This is a genomic window from Mycobacterium lepromatosis (assembly GCF_000975265.2).
Lineage (GTDB): Bacteria > Actinomycetota > Actinomycetes > Mycobacteriales > Mycobacteriaceae > Mycobacterium > Mycobacterium lepromatosis.
On the sequence record NZ_CP083405.1, the window covers coordinates 2426683 to 2449552 of the forward strand.

General features: G+C 56.2%; 17 protein-coding genes, 1 tRNA gene and 7 pseudogenes. 15 read left to right on the top strand and 10 right to left on the bottom strand.

What is annotated here, in order from left to right; genetic code table 11:
• Nucleotides 1-130: 130 nt before the first annotated feature.
• Nucleotides 131-627, top strand: a pseudogene (locus MLPF_RS16480) (nuclear transport factor 2 family protein).
• 132 nt (nt 628-759) lie between these two features.
• A pseudogene (locus MLPF_RS11680) lies at nt 760-1723 on the top strand (alcohol dehydrogenase catalytic domain-containing protein).
• 757 nt (nt 1724-2480) lie between these two features.
• On the opposite strand, the gene MLPF_RS11685 reads toward MLPF_RS11680, so the two are convergent.
• Complete coding sequence (locus MLPF_RS11685) at nt 2481-2621, bottom strand: hypothetical protein (RefSeq protein WP_193386769.1); 141 nt, start codon at nt 2619-2621, stop codon at nt 2481-2483.
• A gap of 176 nt (nt 2622-2797) precedes the next feature.
• Between MLPF_RS11685 and MLPF_RS11690 the strand changes: the two genes are divergently transcribed.
• The 3 genes from MLPF_RS11690 to MLPF_RS11700 all read left to right on the top strand — a co-directional run bounded on the left by MLPF_RS11690 (nt 2798) and on the right by MLPF_RS11700 (nt 3812).
• Nucleotides 2798-3022, top strand: coding sequence for a hypothetical protein (locus tag MLPF_RS11690; protein WP_193386770.1), 225 nt, complete (start codon nt 2798-2800; stop codon nt 3020-3022).
• A gap of 52 nt (nt 3023-3074) precedes the next feature.
• Nucleotides 3075-3296, top strand: coding sequence for a hypothetical protein (locus tag MLPF_RS11695; protein ID WP_193386771.1), 222 nt, complete (start codon nt 3075-3077; stop codon nt 3294-3296).
• Between the two features lie 144 nt (nt 3297-3440).
• Nucleotides 3441-3812, top strand: a complete 372-nt coding sequence (locus MLPF_RS11700; RefSeq protein ID WP_193386772.1) for a hypothetical protein — start codon at nt 3441-3443, stop codon at nt 3810-3812.
• A gap of 570 nt (nt 3813-4382) precedes the next feature.
• On the opposite strand, the gene MLPF_RS11705 is transcribed toward MLPF_RS11700, so the two are convergent.
• A complete protein-coding gene (locus MLPF_RS11705) occupies nt 4383-4622 on the bottom strand; it encodes a hypothetical protein (RefSeq protein WP_162196909.1) in 240 nt (79 codons plus the stop codon).
• An 88-nt stretch (nt 4623-4710) separates the two neighbouring features.
• On the opposite strand from MLPF_RS11705, the gene MLPF_RS15895 reads away from it, so the two are divergent.
• A complete protein-coding gene (locus MLPF_RS15895; protein ID WP_272946104.1) occupies nt 4711-5043 on the top strand; it encodes a DUF222 domain-containing protein in 333 nt (110 codons plus the stop codon).
• Nucleotide 5044: 1 nt separating this feature from the next.
• Nucleotides 5045-5248 carry a DUF222 domain-containing protein gene (locus MLPF_RS15900; protein WP_156147051.1) on the top strand — a complete coding sequence of 68 codons (204 nt, stop codon included), beginning with the start codon at nt 5045-5047 and terminating at the stop codon, nt 5246-5248.
• Here MLPF_RS15900 and MLPF_RS11715 read toward each other — a convergent pair whose 3' ends face one another.
• Nucleotides 5249-5452: a hypothetical protein gene (locus tag MLPF_RS11715; RefSeq protein ID WP_156147050.1), complete on the bottom strand. Its 204-nt coding sequence runs from the start codon at nt 5450-5452 to the stop codon at nt 5249-5251.
• Between the two features lie 178 nt (nt 5453-5630).
• On the opposite strand from MLPF_RS11715, the gene MLPF_RS11720 reads away from it, so the two are divergent.
• Nucleotides 5631-6035, top strand: coding sequence for an HIT family protein (locus MLPF_RS11720; RefSeq protein ID WP_045843688.1), 405 nt, complete (start codon nt 5631-5633; stop codon nt 6033-6035).
• A 20-nt stretch (nt 6036-6055) separates the two neighbouring features.
• Here the strand turns inward: MLPF_RS11720 and MLPF_RS11725 are convergent.
• Together MLPF_RS11725 and MLPF_RS11730 are read right to left on the bottom strand one after the other, a co-directional pair.
• Nucleotides 6056-7433 (bottom strand): annotated as a pseudogene (locus MLPF_RS11725) (sensor histidine kinase).
• Between the two features lie 72 nt (nt 7434-7505).
• Nucleotides 7506-8198 (bottom strand): annotated as a pseudogene (locus tag MLPF_RS11730) (DNA-binding response regulator).
• Between the two features lie 388 nt (nt 8199-8586).
• On the opposite strand from MLPF_RS11730, the pseudogene MLPF_RS11735 reads away from it, so the two are divergent.
• Both MLPF_RS11735 and MLPF_RS11740 read left to right on the top strand, forming a co-directional pair.
• Nucleotides 8587-8781: pseudogene (locus MLPF_RS11735) on the top strand (exodeoxyribonuclease VII large subunit); the annotation flags it as partial.
• A 429-nt stretch (nt 8782-9210) separates the two neighbouring features.
• Nucleotides 9211-9285 (top strand) — tRNA-Thr (locus MLPF_RS11740).
• A 241-nt stretch (nt 9286-9526) separates the two neighbouring features.
• On the opposite strand, the gene MLPF_RS11745 is transcribed toward MLPF_RS11740, so the two are convergent.
• Nucleotides 9527-9796 carry a hypothetical protein gene (locus tag MLPF_RS11745; RefSeq protein WP_156147244.1) on the bottom strand — a complete coding sequence of 90 codons (270 nt, stop codon included), beginning with the start codon at nt 9794-9796 and terminating at the stop codon, nt 9527-9529.
• Nucleotides 9797-10411: 615 nt separating this feature from the next.
• Between MLPF_RS11745 and MLPF_RS17830 the strand changes: the two genes are divergently transcribed.
• The 3 genes from MLPF_RS17830 (at nt 10412) to MLPF_RS11765 (ending at nt 13490) form a co-directional block, all read left to right on the top strand.
• Nucleotides 10412-10699, top strand: coding sequence for a hypothetical protein (locus MLPF_RS17830; protein WP_236685179.1), 288 nt, complete (start codon nt 10412-10414; stop codon nt 10697-10699).
• A gap of 1950 nt (nt 10700-12649) precedes the next feature.
• On the top strand, nt 12650-13039 hold the full coding sequence (locus tag MLPF_RS11760; RefSeq protein ID WP_050039310.1) for a hypothetical protein: 390 nt from the start codon (nt 12650-12652) through the stop codon (nt 13037-13039).
• 106 nt (nt 13040-13145) lie between these two features.
• A complete protein-coding gene (locus MLPF_RS11765; protein ID WP_237817203.1) occupies nt 13146-13490 on the top strand; it encodes a hypothetical protein in 345 nt (114 codons plus the stop codon).
• Nucleotides 13491-15273: 1783 nt separating this feature from the next.
• Here MLPF_RS11765 and MLPF_RS11770 read toward each other — a convergent pair.
• Both MLPF_RS11770 and MLPF_RS11775 read right to left on the bottom strand, forming a co-directional pair.
• A complete protein-coding gene (locus MLPF_RS11770; RefSeq protein ID WP_045843692.1) occupies nt 15274-15573 on the bottom strand; it encodes a hypothetical protein in 300 nt (99 codons plus the stop codon).
• Between the two features lie 124 nt (nt 15574-15697).
• The gene (locus MLPF_RS11775) at nt 15698-15898 is read right to left on the bottom strand and encodes a hypothetical protein (RefSeq protein WP_237817204.1); all 201 of its coding nucleotides are present in this window, start codon (nt 15896-15898) and stop codon (nt 15698-15700) included.
• A 274-nt stretch (nt 15899-16172) separates the two neighbouring features.
• Here MLPF_RS11775 and MLPF_RS11780 point away from each other — a divergent pair, with 274 nt between their 5' ends.
• On the top strand, nt 16173-16427 hold the full coding sequence (locus MLPF_RS11780) for a hypothetical protein (RefSeq protein WP_156147246.1): 255 nt from the start codon (nt 16173-16175) through the stop codon (nt 16425-16427).
• A 540-nt stretch (nt 16428-16967) separates the two neighbouring features.
• Here the strand turns inward: MLPF_RS11780 and MLPF_RS17835 are convergent.
• Nucleotides 16968-17186, bottom strand: a pseudogene (locus MLPF_RS17835) (hypothetical protein); the annotation flags it as partial.
• Between the two features lie 3312 nt (nt 17187-20498).
• On the opposite strand from MLPF_RS17835, the gene MLPF_RS11785 reads away from it, so the two are divergent.
• Nucleotides 20499-22049 carry an LCP family protein gene (locus MLPF_RS11785; RefSeq protein WP_045843697.1) on the top strand — a complete coding sequence of 517 codons (1551 nt, stop codon included), beginning with the start codon at nt 20499-20501 and terminating at the stop codon, nt 22047-22049.
• A 53-nt stretch (nt 22050-22102) separates the two neighbouring features.
• Here MLPF_RS11785 and MLPF_RS17840 read toward each other — a convergent pair.
• A pseudogene (locus MLPF_RS17840) lies at nt 22103-22838 on the bottom strand (SDR family NAD(P)-dependent oxidoreductase).
• Between the last annotated feature and the right edge of the window lie 32 nt (nt 22839-22870).

A 22870-nucleotide genomic window follows, 5' to 3' on the forward strand; every position in this document is an offset into this window, starting at 1 on the left:
ACCCCACGCGCGGCAAAGTCGATATTCTCGACGCCGAACCACTCGAGAAAGCGCGCGACGAAATCAAGCGGGCGGAGCCGGGCCTGTCCCATCCAAAAGCTGTCTATCCGAGAGACAGGATAGAGTAAGCGTGGCAGGAATCCCTCGTGTAGAACTCGAAGATTGTGGTGGAGCACTGGTTGGAGGTTAACCGGGAAGCGGAGCGACCGTGACGACTGGACTTTGCTTGCCGACTTTTACACTGATAAAGCCACCTATAGCAGGAACATCGAGACACAAGAAGACGTGACGTGCGTCGAAAAATCGAGGTAAGTAGCGATATCGCGCTGGGCCAGGAGATGGAAGGCCTGGCGGTGCCCGTGCCAGCGGATCCGAATCGATGACAAACAGGGCGAAATGTTCGGTTTCTGGAAACAGGTCGTCGGCCAACCCAACGGGGTGAGCCACCTCGAGTTCGAGGTGCACGGGATAGGCGATAGCTGGTTAAGCTATGCCTGCGCCGGAAAATGGAACTGGTAGCACTACTTCTTCGACGTCGGGCAGGTATCGGCACTCTATCCGAAGTTGATCCAAGCTAATACGCTCTCCGCAAGCATGCAGAGGCAGATCCAACGCGGCATGTCCTAAAAGAAGGTGCCCAGCTACTACCTGATGGGCAAGTCTCCAGTATCTCTACTGGTGGCATGTGACAGCTACCGACGGCGCCGTCCAAATGCTGACCTACACTCAGCCCATCGATCGTTGCAGCGGATACCAACGGTGAAAACAAAGGGCGCACTGAACTGGGGTTCCGCAAGCCATTGTCTGTCAAATAAATTGAGATCGGCGACCTGGTTAAGGATGAGGTCAAGGTTCAGATGAGAGCAGCGGGCATATGCCACTCCAACCAGCACATGGTCACCTACAGCATCCCGATGGCAGGCTTTCCGGTGCTAAGCGGGCACGCGGGAGTAGACATCTTCACCGAGGTTCGTCCCGGTGCGGAAGACATTGCCCCTGGTGACCACATGGTCTTGTCCTTCATCCCGTCCGGGGAAGGTGCTCCATCGTGTCAAACCGATCTGCGTAACCTGTGCGACTTGGGCGCCAGTTTACTAGGTGGCACACCGGTGAGTGACGGCAAGTTTCGGATCCAGTCCCGCGGTCAGAACGTCTATTCGATGCCGCTGCTGGGGAGGTTCCCTCCGTATATGGTGGTGCACCGCAGGATGCGGTCATCGCCGGAGCGCTACATCTTCGCGATCGACCCGGTGGAGTGGAAACGCGATCAGAACCTGAAACGCGATGCTCCCCACGTCTGCCTGGACATTAACGCAGCACTGATGGGCGTCGGCGAAGGGCACCTACGGGCTGATGGCCAAAAAGTGGTAATTAGCGTCGACAAACTCGAGGGCGCCGATATTGACAGCTATCTATCCCTCGCGGCCAAGGGCGACGCCTGCGTGTTGACTGCAATCGGTAGCCTGATAGACACCCAGGTAAACGCTAACCTCACAATGTTGACCCTATCTACAGAATAAACCTGACAAGCACCACCTTCAACGGCGGCAATCCGGAGTACGACATCCCACAGCTGCTCGGGATGTACAAGGTTGACAAGTTCAACCTAGACAATATAGTCACCCGCCAATACCGGCTCGAGCAGATCAACGATAGTTATCGGAACATAATGGAAGGCAAGCACATTCGCTGCATCATCTGTTACACAGAAGCCGACCGGTAGTCTCGGCAGCGCACAAAAGTTGGCTCAAAAATGACCGACTTTCCGCATTTGTCATAGCCGGGATGAATCGGGGCCATGACAGTACACAACCGGGTCGTTATGGCGCCGATGAAAACCATGTATGGCACACCAAACGTGCTACCCTGCGCAGCGCGGCCGTGACTACATTCTCCTCCCGAACAAAAAGGTGGAGTCGTTCTGATCACGTTATTCACCAATGGAATTGACCATAATCTTCCAACGAACTCGGTGGGTTGCATCTAGCCATCGCCATCGTTGATACGCATCGTGCACTGGTGGAAATGTTGCACGAACACGGTATCAACACCCCGCATCAGATCGAGCACGCCGGGCTTGACAACCTGGGATCGAAGATACTTTAATGTCAAGCCGTTTAGGCCGTCGGCGATCCCTTCTTATCTGACCTGGCGGCCATCACCTGAGATCAGCAAGCAATACCTCTATCATGTGTTTTCAAATTTTTCAAAGCCACTGCGCGACGGGGCAGCCGAGGCCGGATAATGACAGGATCGATCTACACGCGGCACACGGGTACATGTTGCTGACCTCTTTCCTTACCCCACAGGTAATCTACGTAACGCCGATTACCGGGGCAACCGGCACGATGTCGGGTGCACGTGGTGTTGAAGCAGGGGCCGCGATTCGGTCCTAGATCAGCGATGTCCTTCCGATCATACTGCGTATCTCCGGGTACGAACGGAGGCGCTGCTGGGCAACCGTTACATGAACCCATCATTCAGCAACCAAACTCGTCTCCGCGGGCGTAGACACGTTCCACGTCAGCTGGGGCGTGATCGACCGAGTCGTCACCGAAATGGTCAACACCGTCGGTGCCGTTGACCGCAGTCAAACAGGTAGTCGATAAACCAATGACCACCGTAAGAAGGATCCATGACACCGCTGGGGCCGAACACGCATCTTGGCCTATGAACGTGCTGATTTCAGCATAATGAAGCGTCAGCTGTGGCAGATCCAAACCTGCACAGCAAACCGCTGTCCGGGCAGGTAAACCGGATCAGTAAGTGAATTTCTTGTGAAAACTGTATCGAAATAATGGAACAACGCCTCACCGTCAATCTCCGCACAGAAAAAGACCGCGCACTAGGAGCACCCCGCTCCGCGCACGCCAAGCATGTAGTGCTGATCAGCGATGGCCCGGACGAGCTCGAGGCCGTTGATGTTGCCGACGGACGGGACCACCAGGTGACACTCTTCGAACTTAACGGCCAGTTGGGCAAGGACCTACGTTGGGCGTGCGTTCTGCACCCAGAAAGCTAACCTTTCCTACACTACCGGAGCAACGAGATCAAAATACCGCGTAAAAGCACAATTGGACCAAGCTGTTTCGGCTTATGACCTAACCGCAATCAGGCCAGACGCGATGGTGGCTACCGGCAGCCATGTCACCGTTCCGGCAATCCTGGACGTTGACCTATCCCACGTACACACTGGACCGAGGTTACGCCACCTGCCCGGAAAGGTCACGTCGGATCCGGACTCGCAACGACTGAGCGTTGTTTGCGACGGGTGTGTCCCGCTGCCGTTCGAGTAACCACCCACACATGGATTCCTATCAGTCAATTAGTCAGCGTCATCGGCGATGACCTTGTGGCCCTAAAATCTGCCGAATTTCTAGCTACCCCAAGCGCAAGATCTAGCACGTCGATCGACTCGACCGGCTAGGTCGTCGCCGTTCATGTTCGAACGAATCACGACCGGCCGTGTCTTGTACACACCTGCAGGTGAAGCCGCCCGGGCCCTGGCCGCTGACAACATCATGTTGGCCGGAACGCTCGATCCCGACACCATCCTGTTCGACTACGTAGTTACCACTATGACCGTAATCGATGTGTACACCACCAACGATTGCGGCGACCTTGTCCTTATTCGCCAAGCAACCGAGCACGGCGCACGCCGCCTGGGCTGTGTGATTAACAAAGCAGATGTAGCCATGACCCAAGCATCTAATACCCGCACTGACAGCGTCGCAGTAGTTGTGGCGTTGCGCACAAGCTCACAACCGTGCAGGCTGACTGGCCTTGATGGTAGACAACACCATTATCGATGAACCAATCGGCCAATCCGTTACCAACCCGGATAGCACCGGATCTACGGCAAAGAAACCATTGGCGCCTTCTACAAAACCAACATTGTGGCCAATCATTGGCGATAACGTTCGAAGAGAAGTTCCCCCTCCAGATCACTCATAGAGATATGCTGCAGTGTACTATATCACCAACAATTTGAATAGATTATCCACCAGCTCCGTTCGTGGAGTGGTCATCTGCTGCATAAACGACGTCGGGCTCATAACCAACATGTTCCTCTACTGGAATCCCGACGCCATGACGTTCGGTGAGGAAAAGTGAACCCCCAAGCCACTGCAGTCACCGAAACCACTTGTTTCAATTTCATGTCAGTAGTTTTCTGTGGGCATTTTCTGTCGGCGCGTTCTACTAGTTTTGCACCTGTGAGGTCGGTTGCAGTTGTTGATTGGAAGGCGATCACAGCTGCGTTTGATGCGTTGGCAGGGCGGCTACGCTGGACGTCGACGCATTAACTAGCCCGGAACGATTGGTGTTGTTGGAGCGTGGTTAGCGCATGCGCCGTCGGTTGCCCGCAATGAAGCATACACTGATCAATTCCATTGCCCACCAAGCCACTCCCGAAGAGCCTGAGGCAAGCTTTCGCGCGCGATCGACGAGGTAAACACTTGATCAACCGTGCCGAAGCGCCCCGACGTATCCGGGAGGACGCCGATTTCGGTGAACGGCACGTCAATCACCGGCGAAGCGCTAACACCCGCACTGGCCACCACAGCGCAGCGCGCCGGACACTCGGCAGCGTCCCAGTCGCGGTGATCCACCCGTTGTGCCACCAACTGCCTGGCTGAGTCGGCGCCTCGACTAGAAAACATAACGAAATCAATAAAACCCAGGCGAAGAAACCAATTTCGTCACGAACACCTGACCAGGCTAGCCGATCGACTCGCCGACTACCCCAACCCAGATAGCACCTATAGCAACAACGACCGCGCACGACGACGCGAACTAACGTTGGGCAATCAAGAAGCCAACGGCATGTCGGCGCTGCGCGGCGTGATCACCCTCGAGTTGCACGCCACTTTAGAAGCTGCGTTAGCCAAATTGGCCACCATCGGCATGTGCAACCCCGCCATGGACGGCCCACCTTCTAAACAGGACATCGACAAAGACACCGAGACCCCGCGTAGCGCAATTATGATGGGATCGATACCGCGTTGCACACCCTGCTGGATTCGGAAAAATATTCCAACATAACATGTTACCGGAATCCATTATCGTCACCACGACACTTAGTGAGCTGGAGGACGCCGCCGACAACGACAAGATACTCACCGGCTGCTGCACCATCGTACCCATGAGCAACGTGATCCGCCTGACACCGCAAACCCGCCATTATTCAATAAAGACAAAGCCGGATATCCACCACACCAAGCGACTCACCCTCCCACACAGCGAATAGCTATTGTACGCCAAAGACCGCAACTGCGCCGCACCGGGATGCACCGTACCCGACTACTACTACTGCGAAGTTCGCCATACCACTGCTTACACCACCTACCGCACCACCAACATCAACAACCTGACCTTTGGCTGCGGCCTCCAACACCGCCTCCTCAAACCCGACGTCTGGACCACCCGAAAACACGCCAACGGCAACACTCAATGGATCCCACCACCCCCTTAGACCACAGCCAGCCCAAAAACCAACACCTTCATGACACCCCGAAAAACTCCTGCAAGCCAGAAACAATAATAGCCCGAGTGCGGTGTAACGGCCGTGTGCACCTGGCGCTGTGGGGCGCGCTGCTTGGACAACGTTTCATCGTGCATATGCTAAAGCCATGGCGACGATCTTCACCAAAATCATTAACCGTGAACTACCCGGCCGTTTCGTCTACGAGGACGACGGTGTCGTCGCATTCCTCACTATTGAGCCGATGACACAAGGCCACACGCTAGTAGTGCCACGCGCCGAGATTGATCAGTGGCAGAACGTGGATCCTGCATTATTTGGTCGTGTCATAGCCGTAAGTCAGCTGATCGGCAAGGGCGTATGCCGTGCGTTTAACACCGAACGCGCCGGGGTGATTATCGCCGGATTTGAAGTACCCCATCTGCACGTCCATGTGTTCCCTACCCACAGCCTGAGCGACTTTAGCTTTGTCAATGTCGACCGCACTCCGTCATCGGAATCCCTCGACGCGGCGCAGGCCAAAATTAAGGCAGCCCTAGCTGAGCTGGCGTAAATTGGCAGTCGTTGCCGTGTTCAAACGTGCGTGGACACCTCGCTTACTCGCGGCAGTGTGACATAGCAGCAGCCCTGTCCCGGTGCGGTTGTCACAGTGACTACACCACCGTAGGCGCGATCGACAGCCTCAGTCCGATACAGCCACTGGCCCGTATTCGAGATGAGTCGGTGCAATAGAACCGCTCAAAGAGCCACAACGCCTCCTCTTGACTCATGCCTAGACCCTGGTCAGCCACTTCGAGCACCGCGTCGTTGCCATAGGTGCCGACTCGCACGGTGACGTCGACGCTTTCCGAGGTGTGCGATAAGTCATCGGCAACAAGGTTACTCAGTATTTAGTATATCCGGTGCTCATCACCGTGCACCTCGGGGTCCCGGTACCGTCGAGGACTTCCGTGGTGATCTTGTGATTGGGGTAGATTGCCTGCGCGTCGTGTACGGCATCGCTGAACAGCACCAGCAAATCGACTCGACGGCGTTCGAGCGGCCATTGCACATCCAGGCAGGCAAGCAGCAACAAATCGTCCACCGGCAGGCCCATCTGGCTTGCTTCACTTTCGATCCGCGACATCAACATGGCCACGTCACAGGCCACGCCCTGCCGATACAACTCAGCGAACCCGCATGGTGGTCAACGGAGTGCATAGTTCGTGGTTGAAGTCAGTGATGAACTGCCGAATCCTGTCCTCTGAAACCACGGGCCGTTTCGACAAAAGACTTCGAGGGTGCCAGTGTTTCCTGAATCTGGGTAAGCATTCCGTTGATCACCAACGAAAGTCGATCCATATCGGTTTTGGTATCACGTTCCGGCACAAGACGATCCAACTGGCCCGCGGTTATCACCGCAGCGTTTTGTTCGGCTTCAGTCAACGGCCGCAGACTACGGTGCACGACCGCATAATCGACAATCCCGACCACAATCAGCACCGCCACCCCGATGCCAAACCAACGACCGAACCGTGTACTGAACATCGGACAGATCGATCGCGACCGTGATCAGGTCGTGTTGCCTCCGCACCGACACCACACTCGCCAACTGAATGTCAGAACCGTTGACCGATGGCAAAGTCGTCGGATTAAGGCCCACATCATTGTTGGACGGAAGTGTCGGTTCAGCGTTGCGGTCGTTGATGGCCGTAGGTGGTGCTGTCGCAAGCCAATACCCCCGTGCATAGAACTTTGACGGTGGCAGCCTGGGCCTGAGCGCGCATGAAGTGAACCTGTCCCCGGCCGTTACGGGCCCTGTACCCAACTTCGGGATACGTCGAACAGCGTCGAGTCTAATCCGGTTGGTCAATCCCTAGCGCAAGATTGAGACGACCGCAACTCCCGAGTTCACTAAGCCGCAGATCACCAGCGCCAGGATGGCGGCGACCAAGCCGACACGCGATAACATTCCACGTCACAATGTTGTGCCATAGCAGTAATCGCCATATCGTGTGAGTCCACAGGCAGCAACTCAGCGCTGCTACCGCAACACATGACCTACCCCGCGCAAGGTGTGCAGCAACCCCTTCTCCCTGGTGTCAATCCTGCGGCGCAGATACAACACATATAAGACTTGACCATGTTGACGACGCCACCAAACTCTATAGCAATAGCACCACACGTGGACGAGGGATTTGGGGTTTGTTCAAGACTGCGCCAGCGTTGATAACAACGTGGCGCAGCAACGTGAATTCGATAAGGAAAACGATACCAATTAGCTGGCCTTCCAGGCCTCGTGAGTCTTCTCATCGAGTTCGAGAGCGGTGAAGGGTTAGGCGAGCACTTCAAGGTGCCGCCCTGCCTTTGTCGGCGCGGCGCCATATGACCCGCAGCCTAATGAAGATCTCCTCGAGACTGAATGGCTTTGTCACCATAGTCGTAGCTGCCCAGGGGTAGACCGGCGATGCTTGTTCTGCATCGAGTCGCGCGCGATCAGGAACAACGCCGGGGCGTTAATGCCGCTGGCACGTAGCCGGCGCAGCACCCCGAAACCGTCCATCCCCGGCATCATCACGTCCAAGATCACCGCGTCCGGCCCGAGTTCCGCGTTCCCGGTCCAGCGCCGCGGCCTCTAGGGACACGGCGTGGACCTCAAAGCCCTGGAATTTAATGGAACCGAGAGCAGTCCGACAATGTTGGCTTCGTCGTCAACAGCGAGGATACGCGCCTCCAGGGTGGTTTCGCTTAAGAGAGGACCCGCTTGCCATCGAGTTCACATCTCTCGCACTCAGTTGGACGCTAGTTCCCAGTGAATGTGTAGTTCCTGGGAATCAGTTACCAAATGGTCTGCCAAGAGTTGGCCAATAATCGCCTCAGCTGCCAAGACCCTGCTGAGGTTTCTTAGCGCGTTACACATAGACTCACTCCATGTATCTAATGTATCTAGGCAAAAGCATCGCAACTATGGCGACCACACCAACAAGATTCCGGCCTGCCGCGACGAAAGCGAGCCTTAACCCCACCGGAGCGGGCTGTAGCCTGCGCAGCAGGGCTCTGGGTGACAACGGCAGCACCGGCTTGAACGCAATGGCCAGCATGCTGAGAATCGATGACGACCTGGCGCACGCTGGCCTGCCGTGCGTTTCGCTATCCGCAACACCGCTGTCCAGGGACCCAACGCGGTCAGCCAGATTGTCGAGGCGTTGCGGGAACTGGATCGCAATGTTGACGTCGAGGTGATCGTGGTGGCCCGAGGCGGTGGTAGCGTTGAGCACCTGCTGACGTTTTCCGATGAAACGCTATACCGCGCGATCGCGGATCGCCTGTTGCGTCCGAACAGGTTAGTCAATCTGGTGACAACGCCCGGCAGTTTACTCGATCTCCTGATCGCGGAGGGCGGCGGGTTGCAACACGCTGCAACCGAGCGGGCTAGCCGACCGGCTGTTCGCCGAAGACGGCCGGATCGACAGGTTGACGACAAAGGACAGATCACTCGAACAGCTCACCAACTTTGGTTGACACCCTGGGTAAACTGATGCCCGGGATGGAAGCGCTAGAGCCACGCTATCGCCACCCTGCAAGACGCCGCTTCCGCGCTGTCCCTGATGGTCAACACACCCAGCAACATCACCTAACGCATCCTACCCCGCCGCGCCACTCACCTCAGCACCCACCGTCCCGGTCGGTGCGGTCGCAACGCGTCATCGACGCCGACGAATAAACAGTTAGGCTTGCACCGGCTCTACGCCTCCTTAGCTCAGTGGTAGAGCACTCGCCTTGTAAGCGAGCGGTCGTCAGTTCAATCCTGACAGGGGGCTCCAACTTTCACTGCATGCGTGATCTTGAGCGCACAGTTACGATAGCAAGTTAGTCAGATCGGTTGATAGGCCAGCCAAGCTGCCACCCACCCACGTCAATAACGTCATGAGTAACCGCTACGGGGAACTGAACGGTCGCCGCACCGACCTCGTCGACACTGGCTTGAACCGCATGCACAATCGTCGTTGGATCGCCAGTGCATAAGGTAAGCTCCAATGTTGTAGGCCGCAAATTACGGCACCATCATAATACATATTGCGCGTGTCGACGAACAGCTTGGTAAGCAAGGACGCCGACGAGATCCCATGTACCAGCTTTCAACCCTGTGGAGGATCGCCCCGCACCACGACGACGTCGGTGTTGAGCAAAGAGTGATTGATCATGAGCAAAAGATCGGGGGTTTTGACGTTCATCAACGTCCCCGACCGCGATCAAAAATTCTCTTAAATACGCGACGTCGATGATCTGGCTATTCGCGGCGCGGATCGGGTAGGCCATGGCGGTGGAATACATCGTTTGAAGTGCGCTGGTAAAGCCCTAGTGAAAACCACCCCCCTAAGATTGGTGGCACCTGACGCCAGCATCAGGACAAAGGGACATCTGAGCGTCCAAACGCCCGGGCCTACTAGATATAGTAGATATAGCAGGACTGTGGGATTGATCTGCGGTAAGGCATCGAAAATGCCAGCGTTGATTTTATTGAGCACGGCCAACACCTGCGGGGTTCATTCTCAGCATGTCAACCAACAGCTCAGCAGTCTGTTGCATCCTGATCAACTTCGACTCGAAGAGCCCAACGAGGGGCCCTGCGACGCGAGCACGTTAGCGATGTCCTACGCCTGTTGCTGGTCCAGCTGAGTTGAGCTCCGCGCACCACAGTGTCGATCGGGCTTGCCTCATTGCCCATCGACTGCCCGTACCAGACGAAGTCAAGGACGATCGACTGCTGAGGACTACCGCCGTCCCGGCGACATCGTGGCCGGATCAGATCGCGGCCACACAGCGACTCGGTGGTAGCATTGATCACTACACCCGGCATGTGGCTGAACGAGTTGCCAATCCGAGTGTCATCAAGCGTGGAAACGGCTTAACTAACTACGCCCGGCGGCCCCCTGCATCGATGTGGAGATGGCCGCTTCCGTATCCGTATGTGATACCGCCACTGCGCTCAGAGCGCGCACTAACTGCTCGTGCTACGCCGCCGCCTGGTACTCCGGAGTGTACACGCCGAACAACGCTGCCATGGCTGTCGACACCTCATCGCCGCCCGCCGCCACCTACTCAGTCGTCGGGATGAGTGCGGCCGGCTTTGCCGACCATCACCGAGACACCGATCCGCGCTACACCCGCTGTCGCCATCTCCATGCATATCCGACACTACAAGAACAACGACATCGCCGCCCCTCGGTGCTATAAGATACTAAACATTATGGCGCCCAACAGCAGAGTGCGGGTGAAAATCGATAGAAATGATTACAGAGCCGCTGCCCCGACCGACGGTGCACTGAGTCGCTGAATATTTCAGGGAAGGCTTTTGCAAGCCCCGTTTTTCGAGCAGTGGATGATGCATAAATACGAAGTACGTCGTGTGATCGTCACCTCCTGGTGGTGACATTAAGATCCCGACCGCACTCACAATGCTATCTACGTTCTTCACGAAGTCAGGACTACTACTGCCGCCCGACAGGCTGTACACGCTGGCTTCCACCACATCGCCATCTATAACTCTTGATGGCGCCGCAAGTCTCACCAGTAATGGCACCAACCTGGCAGAACAACATACCTACCTGAATCTGATTTTCGCTCAACATATTCCGGAGCAGCTGGCTGTCTACATCACCGCTTGGATCACCCAGGTTGGGGTCAAGGAGGATGATCGCGGCTTCTTACTGTCGCCTTCGTTTTCGCTTGCGGTTATCCCGTCCAGCGGGACATCTTGCCCGTAGGGCCACACCGAACCGTCATACGGGTCGCAATGTTCATATGGTCGTGCGATAGGAACTACCGTCGTTGTCTCGGGTTGCGCAAGCCGCGGTGCACATGCCACTTTCATCCCGGAGCTAGCTACCCGAAGTCCGGTAATATTCGACGGGCGACATACTCGTGAATACTGTCTGGGCTATGACCGCGGCGCCGGCCAATCCCAATCTTCGCAATCACCTTATGGCCGAGCACGTTTCCCCTATACAGCCGTAGATTGAGCGCATCAAAACACAAGATTCACTCAATCATGAACCTTTTTCAGGTTTAATGCCGCTTCCTTCGGTGAAAAGAATGACAATTATGGCTAAGGCGTTACCCAGTCGAGCAGCGTGAACGTGCGGTTTAGGGTAGTGCTCGATCCCCTCGGTTATTATCGACCGGTTCAACCCACACCGTTGTGGATATTTACCGCACCGATGCGCTGTTAACCACCGTCGACACCCCGCAGAGGGATGTATGAGCGCGGGCGCAAGACGGCCGCCTACCCCCCGTGCCGTAAAGGATCTTAGGAGGCTGGAGAACTGGATGACGCGCGATGACGGGCTCTCTGGAGATTACCCGGAGAAAAACACCGCACCACGATCCCCGATGGCAAAGATGCCCAGCATGCCGCCGAGGCTACTCGACCGTGACTGCACCGCCACAGCTCCCAACCACCGACTGTGGGGTGGCCAGCGTACCAGATTAAAGACACCGATATGCTCACCACAGCGCTCAAGATGTCACGGTGGCGTCGCAACCATCACGGCCGTAGCCTTGGAAAGGGTTGGATTCATCACTGCGAATGGCAGGCAGTCAGTGTGCGTCGATCGTGTTCACCGATGCAAGCAGACCGAGCAGTCCGTTTCGGACGGGCCAGCTGCGGGACCTCGACAACGTCGAGTACCCGACGATGACTGAATCGAGCGAGTCTACAACCGACGCAGACGTTTTCTGGGGTTAGTTGGACCTGATGCGTGAAGTTGTGTAGACCAGCGACACGTGCCGCCGGTAGTGCAACAGATCTGTCGGGCTGTGGTGGCTCGTGGCTGGTAGTCGTAAAGCTGCCTGCTACGAACAGGAGATCGGGATGAAGGCGTTTTCAGTGAGATTGCCCTCCCAGGAGTGGGGTATTGGACGGTGCTCAACGAAGACCTGACGATGAGGCCTAGGTTAACGCCTTCCTGCGCCACGGCCGATTTGGTCGTGACGGTTCGGAGCTGACCACGCGGTCGTATACCCGGGTGCGATCGCATTGTTCCTGCGCTGGTGTGCCCGTACCGGCCGAAACTGACATGGGGACACTGGGGTTGTTAATCACCTGGCTGCGGCAGGGTGGGACCGCAAGCCAGCGCCGAGATCGTGGTGGGTGGACACGTATTGGCTATTCCGGGCGTCTAGCTGGTGCGCAGGACACGGCGGATCAACGGTGTGCTGACCGCCAGGGCGGGGGTTCGTCTCGCCCACGCGGTGACATCCGGGCAAGCGTCTGGCGAGTTGATGCCACTGATCTACGAGCTGATTGACAAGTATGATCTGCCTGCACAAGCCCTCGGTGAGCAATATCGAGTGACCTGGCGGATGCAGGCATGGCATCGGTTGCACGAGCCAGAGGCGGCGGTGGACCGCGCCAGTGACGCAGAGATCGTGACACTTTTGCGGGCCTGCGAGTCAGCGCAGGATCAGCTAATCGTGTTGTTGATGGCCAGGTCCGTTCTGCGGCGAAGCGAGTTGTATAGCCTGCAGCGCTCCGGATGTCCATCTGCTGACCGACTCAAAGCTGCTGAGCTGTGAGATGCTACGAACATACCTGCACATGGCGGATCGTCAGAATCCGAACGGGGCGTGAGCCAAGTCTCGTCGCTACCGGTTGGTACTGCTAGATTTTCTACTGGTAAAGGTGTTCGGCGTCTATAATTTCGAGTGGTCTGCAATGCTATGGACGGGCAAGTCGGAATTCTTGTTGGTCAACCTGTTTCGCCAACCAATTGGGGCGATGATACGCCTGGATGCGATTAACAAATTGATCGCCGCCTGCGCGCGTCAGGCAGGGATCGAACGTGTGACGCCGCCTCGGCTTGCTGCACGAGTTCGACAGAGTACCGTCCTGAACGAGATCGCCGCCCTGCGAGGGGCACGCGTCGATGAGTTCGCGCAAGTCTATCTGCATCCCGACCCCAGCCGATTACGAAAAGTAGTCGAGCTGGTCCACAGTCCGCGCGAATCGTCCTGGATAGACTGGTAAACGCCGCACAAGCCAGCTAGATAGGCTGCGAGCGGAACCGACGCAACACATGTGTTAGCCAGCGAGCGCGTCGACCGGCACGCCACGATAATTGCACCTGCCTTTCTTGGCGAGGCCGAGCTGGACCCACGACGACGTGTGCTGTCGTTCGCACCCAGGCACCCGCTGCTGGGCCGGCCTATGTGTAGGATTGCGGACTGTGCGACGACCGCACGGGTGGCGTCGAGGATCTGCGTCTCGTGTAAGCGTCAACTCACCAAACACGAGTTGGGTAAGCACAAGATCGTTGCATTGCCATCCTGGAGTCGCCAAGGGTCGGTCCGCGGACCCGACCCCTGCATCGTTGAGGACTGCGCACAGGAATGGAGCTTGACGCGGTCGGTCCTGTGTTCGGCCCATGCCGAGCAGCGACCGTACTTTTCCGGGTGTAGCCGTCGGGCAGTTCTTCACCCATCGTCAGGCGAAACAGCTGAGCCGCTGGCTTTGTGCGCTGTCTCCGCGTGCACCAGCCAAAACCGCCATCACAGCGGTCTCTACTGCGAGGCGCACCAGCAACGGCTGCGCACCTACCGGACACACGATCAGGACTTGTACGAAAAATTTTGGCGAGCAACAGAACCAGAAATCTGTCTGGGTGTGAAATCAGCCTGCGCAACCTAGCGCCACTGGCAGTCACGGAATTGCTGGAGGCCCGCCACAACGGGCAGGATCAACGCGGTGAAAACCAATGATGCCGTGCTGCAGGTGCTATAACAACAATATCCACCACAGCCAGGTGAACTCGATGACCGACTACATCCCCAGTAAGAGACTGTAATCTGGAATGCATTGGGCTGGCTAACTGTATGATCTGTTACTCCTTCCGAACGCGAGAGATTCAGGAAATCGAAGTAAGCCAAGACAAATGGAACCTGACAATATGCGGGAACAACAGCACGGTGTCGTTTACGGTCATCAGTCAGCACTGGCCACAGGAGTCGATCAAACTGTGGACCGCCAACGATCTGCCGAAGCGACGGTTCTGGCCTGGAAGGCGCACCATCCACTGCCCTGGCGGTGTGCCACCACGTCAGTTGCCTGACAAGGCTATCGGAGTCGCTGCGGATGCGTAAAGACCGCGGAACACACCCGGCGGTGTTGGGGCAAGCCGATATGGAAGCGTTCTTACACCGGCTGGCCTACCTGGAATCGGCTGAGCCGATTTAACAGCGACACCTGGAAGTCCGCACCGTGCTCACCCGCATCCGCACCATGGGATTGAACCGTCGCGTCCGGGCGCGCCACCGGTACGGGTCAGAACTGCACAATCACCACCGCCGGCGAACCGAGACCGTCACCAGAAATCATGTATCAGCTCTGCAAACACCTAAATCAGCTCACCTTGCCGGAGATGCGTACCGCCATGGGACTGGCCATTGACACCGGATGATGCCTGAAGAGATCTGCTAACTGGACTACGACTGACTGAACCGAGCCGACGACGGACTTCTCGTACTGATCCACAACAGCCACAAGGCCCACCGGCCCACACGTCGCCTTCCCATCAATCAACAAGCAAAGCGCCGCCGCGATTCTCGCCCAGCAGAATCGGGTACGGACTGTCTACCCTAAAATCGTAATCGGCAAAATCAAACTACTGCCCGCCAAGCGGCGAAACCCCGGCGGGCACCGCACGATTACCTCCTTCAGCTTGACGTTCGCCCACCGAATAGATCGACCAAATACCATTGCTACACAACGTTGCCCGCATCAAATATGACCGAGTCAAAATATTACTCTCCGCCTACCGACACAGCGACACCCAACGCCACGCCGAAGCCGGCGTGTTCGTCGAAGTACTGGGCAAACCGATGTCGCATCGCAAACTTGACACCGTCAAGTCGCGGACCGTGTCACCGCAATGTAGTTCGACCGACACGGCAACCGCATATGGCGCCACGTCTAAGCCTGGTTGGATTCCTAGCACGCCCACCACGCCGTCGGCAAAGCAGCCTTCCCATGCAACGTCTGCACCGAATCGTCCAACGTTAAGGACGGAGGGGGTGCTTGCCCATTCCGGTTCCGCTGCGCCGGTTGCGACCACTTCCGCGCCGACGTCTCCTACCTGCCCGAGCTACACGCCTACTTCGATGATCTGCTGCGCAGCCACGCACTCCTGTTCGCCACCACCGACCTCGATGACTGGGCACATACCGATGCGGTGCCCATCAGACGAAGAGGTCCGCCGCGTCCGCCGTCTGATCGACCAGGTCCGAAAAGAGTTTAGCTAGCTCGAACGCGAACAACGACAACAACTTCAACAAACCATCACCGTCGTGCACCGCCAACACAGCATTATGCGTGGCAGACCCTTTACCCGCAGACCATTTCCAACCTGCATTAGGAAAGAACCACATGACCATCAACACCACCCCCTACCATCAACTCGATGATCGACGGACGTCGTACCTACTCCCCAGAAGCCGCCAACATGTCTTAGCCGTGCTTGACAACGCCGTCAAAGACGGCACAGAACCCGGTCGTCACCAGCATCGCTCGACGTGCCGGGGTCGACCGAACATTCCTCTACCGCCACGACGACCTGCTCTAACGAATTCACTTCGCAGAAAACCAGCCAACTACCAAACCCGACATCAGCCCCGGAGCTACCCGCTCCTAACTGCAAACCGACCTGCTCGCCACGTGGCAACGCTGCAAACGCATGGCCGCACGCATCCAACAACGCAAGACCCACGCCTATCTGAACTGCTCGGTGAACACGACTGGCGATCAACCGGACTGGGCGCATCCATCGATATCAACGAACTGCAGCAACACATCGTCACTCTCGAACAACAAATAGTCGAGCTACGGCGCAACTCAAAGAACGCGACCCAGACCTCGCCACCAACCGCGAACTCAATGGCCCAGCTCAACGTCTCCAAGGCGACCGACTGAAAACAGAATGCTTGCACCACACCTGTTGCGCATCATATCCATCAGCAGCCAGCCATGTGAACGGCGGAAACGCAGGGACACTACAGCAGTTTTATGCCGGACCCTCGAGAAATACCAGCACAGCATCCTCGACTATGTCCCACCTGAGGAATACGAAAACGCTCACTAAGCTCACGTGCAGTCACCCCAATAGGCGATGTCTCAAGCAGGAAGTCGGCAATGAACCGATAACAATTCGACTTAACTCAAAAACCGGGCTAGATCACTATAACGGGGTCACCTCAATAGTTCAGAGCAAACCAGGGACATTGCACTACTTGCCAATCGCAAAACCATCCTCGAACAAGATCAAACGATCAAATCGCTATCTCGCCCGCCACGATGGACGGATCCCACCCAACTCAGGATCCGCCTGCTGCCCCTGCCACGAAAGCATTGCCCACCAACGCGGCACACACGGTTATCTTATACGAACGCATCGCCTCGACGTCCTAGGAACAGAACCTCTCATATTCGCTATCGAATGCCGCGATCACCTCATCATTGTCGCTCTAACTTAGAATTCCGCTCCGCCATCAAAATCTCTCGCTGAGCACAGTTATCGGCAATCTCTCCTGGTGACTTCATTCCATACAATGGTGCTGGATAGCCCCGCGCGATGTCACAGATCTTAAGGGCGGTCTTCCCAGCCTCCAGCAAGAAGGCATCCAGCCACCATTGAAAATTCTCGGCTGTCTCGGCCATCCATGTCGCCGACTGACCTGACCACTGCTCTTACAGCGCTTGATCCATTCCTTCAACGACTCGGATGTGAAAGACATTCGATAAGATATCATAGCCCCCTAGAACCAGGGCGCCACATATTTTATTAGAATTAATCTACTTACGGTAGATTGGCATATAGCAAACTAATAACCAAGGACGTCAAACAGATGACCGGAGTTGATCTTCAATAATAACTTCTGGCAGGCATCTCTTCGTTCCCTTCGGCCGGGAACGACTTTCCGCACTAGTGTTGATGTTTGCGGTGCCGGTTATCATCTTCAGCTACATCAGTGGACGGTTTGGGTCTTGTGGGTCTCTCGCGTCCTCATACACCTCGACACTAAGGAGCAAATTAAGGCGCATACAAATCAAGAATCTTCGAGATCTGAGAGATTCTGTGAGTGGCACTGTACCACGTGCTCGTGAAGGCTGCTCGCCACCAACTTCGACGTACAGTGTCGTTAGTCGGGGGAACTACACCTACGGTTGCCGCATCCTTGATTTCACACATTTCTTCACTGAAGTTCTTCAAGTCAAAGGCTGATTGATACAACGCCGAGGTGTTTAAGACCACAAAAGTCATGCCGACTTCACTTCTCTCAAGGAAAACCCTGCAATACGCCTTTTTCTCTAAAACAGCCCCCTCGGGGTGCTGGACTAGCCGCCATTCGGGCAATTCAGTCATTGTGCCGTTAGGCTTTTCCTGCATGCCGTGAATCTAGATCGTTTTTCCTCATTAGATTCCTGCTAATAGATTACTAGAAGGTGGAAAAGTTTCCGCCCAACGGAGGACACGAGTGAGTCACCACCATCCTGTCCATTTATCGGCGGAAAGCTGTAAACGTGTTCACCCAAAGTGTTCTCGTAGATAAAGATGGGTGGTCTTCGACTCTGGAAGTGCCAACCTTCGGCACAACCAATACGTCACCTGACGTTCCACCATTAGTAAAGACACCGAACTGATCCAACACCCGCGGTCCCAGGACACTCAGGCAAATCACCATATGCTCAGTGACATAGGACCCCCGCCCAGTTATCACACTCACCCCCGCGGAGGTCTTCCTCTAATCGAGTACAGAAGCATCGAATTGCAATGTTCGATATGACTTTTCGGCTAAACTCGGAGGTAAGCGCGCGGTCGGCTCCAGCCACGCGAATCCGGCTTTGGCTGCGTAGAGTGCGATTCGGCGGGCTGGGGACTGAAGTTCGAGAATCAGGTGTTAAGCTCGGCGATGTCGAGCAACTCGTGTGGCAGATTCCATTGGTGGCTGGCGCGCATGCTGCCAGCCACAGTGTAGCAATCTGGTGTTCCCATGAAAATACCGCGGTAATTGGTAGATGCCACGCTGAGCGTCAGCGACTAATTTCTACCGCAGCTCAAATAATAACAGCGGAACATAACCGGAAACTTAGAAGAAATAGAACTAGCGGATGATCCGTAATTCGTCATAGCTGGAGCCCTTGTCGTGGGCGGGCTCGTATTACTCTAGGCCAGCACCCGATGCCCCCGGACACCAGATGATAGGCGCGGCACTGCCCATACCACCCAAGCCTGGCTGCATACACCGCCACAACGGCGCCTCCTTCACCGGCGAAGTACGCATTGAACCGGGCCCCCTTGCAATCGGGATCGCCGTTGTACTTGTGATCGCCGCAAACGATACCACTCCAAGCATAGTGTGGTGTGCCGGGCTACATCTGTAGCTACGACACTAGACACGCAAGACAACGTTCACTAAATCACTAAAATTGAACCACTCGACGCATACATCGCCGAAATAGCTATGGGTTAGAATATCACCTTCTAATATGCAAGTCGGGCATCGAAATTGAGAAGGTCCGGTACCTGATCCCCGCACCGGCCGGAAGCACACCGCTCAAGTCAAAAAAGATCCGATGCGCATCCCAGGAGAGAGCATGCTCAATCGCAGCAGCGGACCTGCCGGCTCGCTCAGCACCACAGCAATCACCAGATTTATCCTGACGGCCGTACCGATAAGCTACGCGGCAGCTTACACTCACCCGTCACCGAGGTGAGGTTGGTCGACGCGACTAGAAACCATGCGCGACGCGAATGCAATATGCTCCACCGATCCAGCACGCGATAGCCAGGATCAAACCACCGCTGGGTAGCGGATCATCGATGACTATATCGCGAAGCAAAAGGGGTGCGCGCCGAAGATACCATCCAAACTCCGGTCTGTGACCTAGGATCCGCCCGGCTTTACGCCAAACGTCGGGGGATCGGCGTCGTGAATGACGCCAATCAACAACTGGGCTACCACTTCCGCCCCAGCTGAATAACTGGCCGCTGGCATATCGAATACCTGTATTGCCGACGACCCATTATGCCAACACCAGCTTTGCTAACTGTGACAGATTCGTGTTGCATACCTGACGACTACGCTCGGCAGTGGAGCAAGAAGAGATGGTGCGCCCGGGGTTCACCCATCTCGTTGGTGATTTTCGAATTTCGTCAAGTTAAAGGCTGATCCCAACATTATCCAGAGCGGTCCTGGCAGAATCAGTCTCGTTGTTGGCCCGGACGTTAACCTTTATTAGTTTTTCGGTATTGATTTGTCGGCCACTTTGGATGGCCACAATCAACAAGTCACCGGCGCCCTGCTGCGAGCCCAGCTTGATGAATTTCGTGCCATTACTGTAGTACAGTCCCGCAGTCTCAGAATCAATGTTCAGCCACAGTGGCCAGGGGGAATCAAACCGCCAGCCACAACACTTTGCCTCGGCGGATGCGTGACATCGACCTAGGACACCACATATATAGTTTTTAGTAATGGCGGCGGCGTTGACCCAAACTGCACTTCGCAGACTAGTTTGCTCGGTAGCCGTGACCAGTCAGTTCGCGACGACTTCATACAGACCTGGAAACCCAAAACGATCAACATCAGTAACAAGGCGATCGGAATGACCAATCGCACCCGGGCGGTGTCCTGTCCCACACCCACCAGACAACGTGCACCACGGCCGGCGACGGTGGTACTGAAGCTAACTAGCAAACACGAGTTGATGTCGATCCAGTTTAGACACCTAACTCTTGTTGCGGTCAGGTCCAAGGCCGAACGTTACGAGGTTTTCTTCAAAGTGTACTAGTAACGGGCAAATGCGGACAGGAACTTCGCCGCATCCGGGTAGGTGATCCTACCCACATCTAGACCTTCCCGAGGCCCATTCGATTGGGGGCTTCACAGCAGGCTACCGCATACTTGACGCCATGCTGTCTGCGACATCACCGCAAACCGTTTATGCGGTGCTAAGTGGTGCGCTAGTAATGGGTCGAGGTTTCTGATGGCGCGTTCCCGCAAGCCTCGGCACCGGCATCGCGCCATCCATAAGCCGTCGCGAATCCGCATAGCGCTGACTCGGGGCTTCATGACGCTCACATCACTCGTCACAGTGCTGCTGACCGGAGCCGGCTATTGGGTAGCCCACCGTGCGCTAGGAGACATCACTGTTTCACAAGCCCTCACCGCGGACGATCCACGATCCACCGATAACAACATAAATATCTTGCTCATCGGCTTAGACTCACGCAAAGACCAGCAGGGTAATGATCTGCCTTGGTCGATTCTGAAGCAGCTGCACGCTGGCGACTCCAACGACGGGGGCTATAACACCAACACACTGATATTGGTGCACGTCAGTGCCGACAACAAGGCAGTCGCCTTTTCGATCCCCCGCGATGATTGGGTGCCCTTCAGCGGCGTCCCCGGATACCACCACATCAAGATCAAAGAGGCCTACGGGCTGACCAAGCAATATGTCACCCAGAAACTCGTCGAACAAGGTGTCAACAATCGGCAAGAGCTGGAGACACAGGGGCGCGAAGCCGCCCGGGCAGCAACTTTGCGCACAGTGCGAAGCCTGACCGGCGTGTCGATCGACTATTTCGCCGAGGTCAATTTAGCCGGTTTCTACGATCTGGCCCACACCTTGGGCGGTGTCGAGGTGTGCCTCAATCACGCCGTCTACGACTCATATTCCGGTGCCAACTTCCCGGCCGGGCGACAGCGACTGGATGCTTCAGAGGCACTCGCGTTTGTCCGGCAACGTCATGGCCTCGACAATGGGGACCTTGACCGCACCCATCGACAGCAGGCATTCATATCCTCCGTCATGCGGGAGCTTGCGGACACCGGGACCTTCACCAACCTAGACAAGCTCAGGAGCCTGATGGCGGTGGTGCGCAAAGATGTCGTGTTGTCGGCAGGTTGGAACGAAAACTTGATCCAGCGATTGGGAACGCTCGCGAACGGCGTGGGAAAAAACCGTCCCGAATTCCGGACGCTGCCGATAGTACGCTACGATAACATCGACGGGCAAGCCGTCAACATCATCGACCCGGTCACGATTAAAGTTGAGGTGGCGTCGATTATCGGCGCCGCTCCACCCACAGCAGCCACGCCCAGCAAGCCGAATCCGTCTACCGTTATCGACGTGATCAATGTCGGAAGATTGACCGGCCTCGCCAGTGAGGTGTTCCAAGCACTGAAAAAGCACGGCTACACTGCGGGTCAGGTCCGCGACCGCAGCTCAGGCGAGCCGACTACCACCTCGATCCAATACGGCGCCGGAGCGGACACTGATGCCCAGAACGTGGCCAACCTACTCGGCATCGATGCACCCAATCAAGCAGATCCCAAATTGGCGTCCGGACACATACGAGTGATCGTTGACACCAACTATTCGTTGCCCTCCGACGACAACAGCACAACGGACGAAACCATCGCTTCCCAGAAGGTCGGAACGTATCCTCCGTACAGCTACGATACCAGCTCTTCCCCTACGCCCGACCAAGGGAAACCCATCGACGGCGGCGGCGTTCCCTGCGTCGACTAGCGGCGATCGCAAACACGGCGACGCCAGGCGGCTGGGATCGCCACTAAATCAAACTAGACGTACATACCGTCGTTGATGTGAATTGCAGTGCCGGTGATGAACGTGCCATCCTCAGACACCGGCATGGCGATCGACGCCGGCGACAGCTACAGAATCGACCATACCGATGCTGCTGGACTCTAGCGTGGTGGACAGTATCAGCATACGCCTGGGAAACAGCGACCAATCAGCACCTTTCGGAAAGTGACCCGAAGCAACGCAGACCCTCCTTTTCGAGTATTCGAGTGCCAATGAATGGGTAACGGGCTGAATTCCGATTTTGCTCGTCGCGTATGCCTCCACGTACGGGCGCGCACGAGATACCGAAGTGGAGTTTAAATGTATAATCGCGCTGCGCGAATTCGGCGAGTAGCGTCGGCAGCACTTCGCGGACCACCAAGAAAGTACCGGTCGGGTTGAAGGGATGATTTGATTCCACTGCTGAGTGCTGATCTAGGGAGTGTGAACGGCACCCAAGATGCCGGCCAGCGTTACTCAATGAATCCAAACCGCGGAACGTTTCGACTGCCCAGCACACGCCGTCGATGACAGAATCCTCGTCAGCGCCATCTATCTGGGATAGTGGTGAGCTGGTGTCTTATTGCCGCCTCATCGGCACGAGCACGGGTTTTGATCAGCCCGCCGACGATGTTCCCGGTTCCCTACCACGGTGGCCCCCTTGTCCAGTAGCCGCAACGCGGTGGCTTCACCACGGCTGAACAGCGGTCTGAGATGCTCAACTCCGCGCACCGGTCACTAGTATCCGATAACCTCCGAGACAC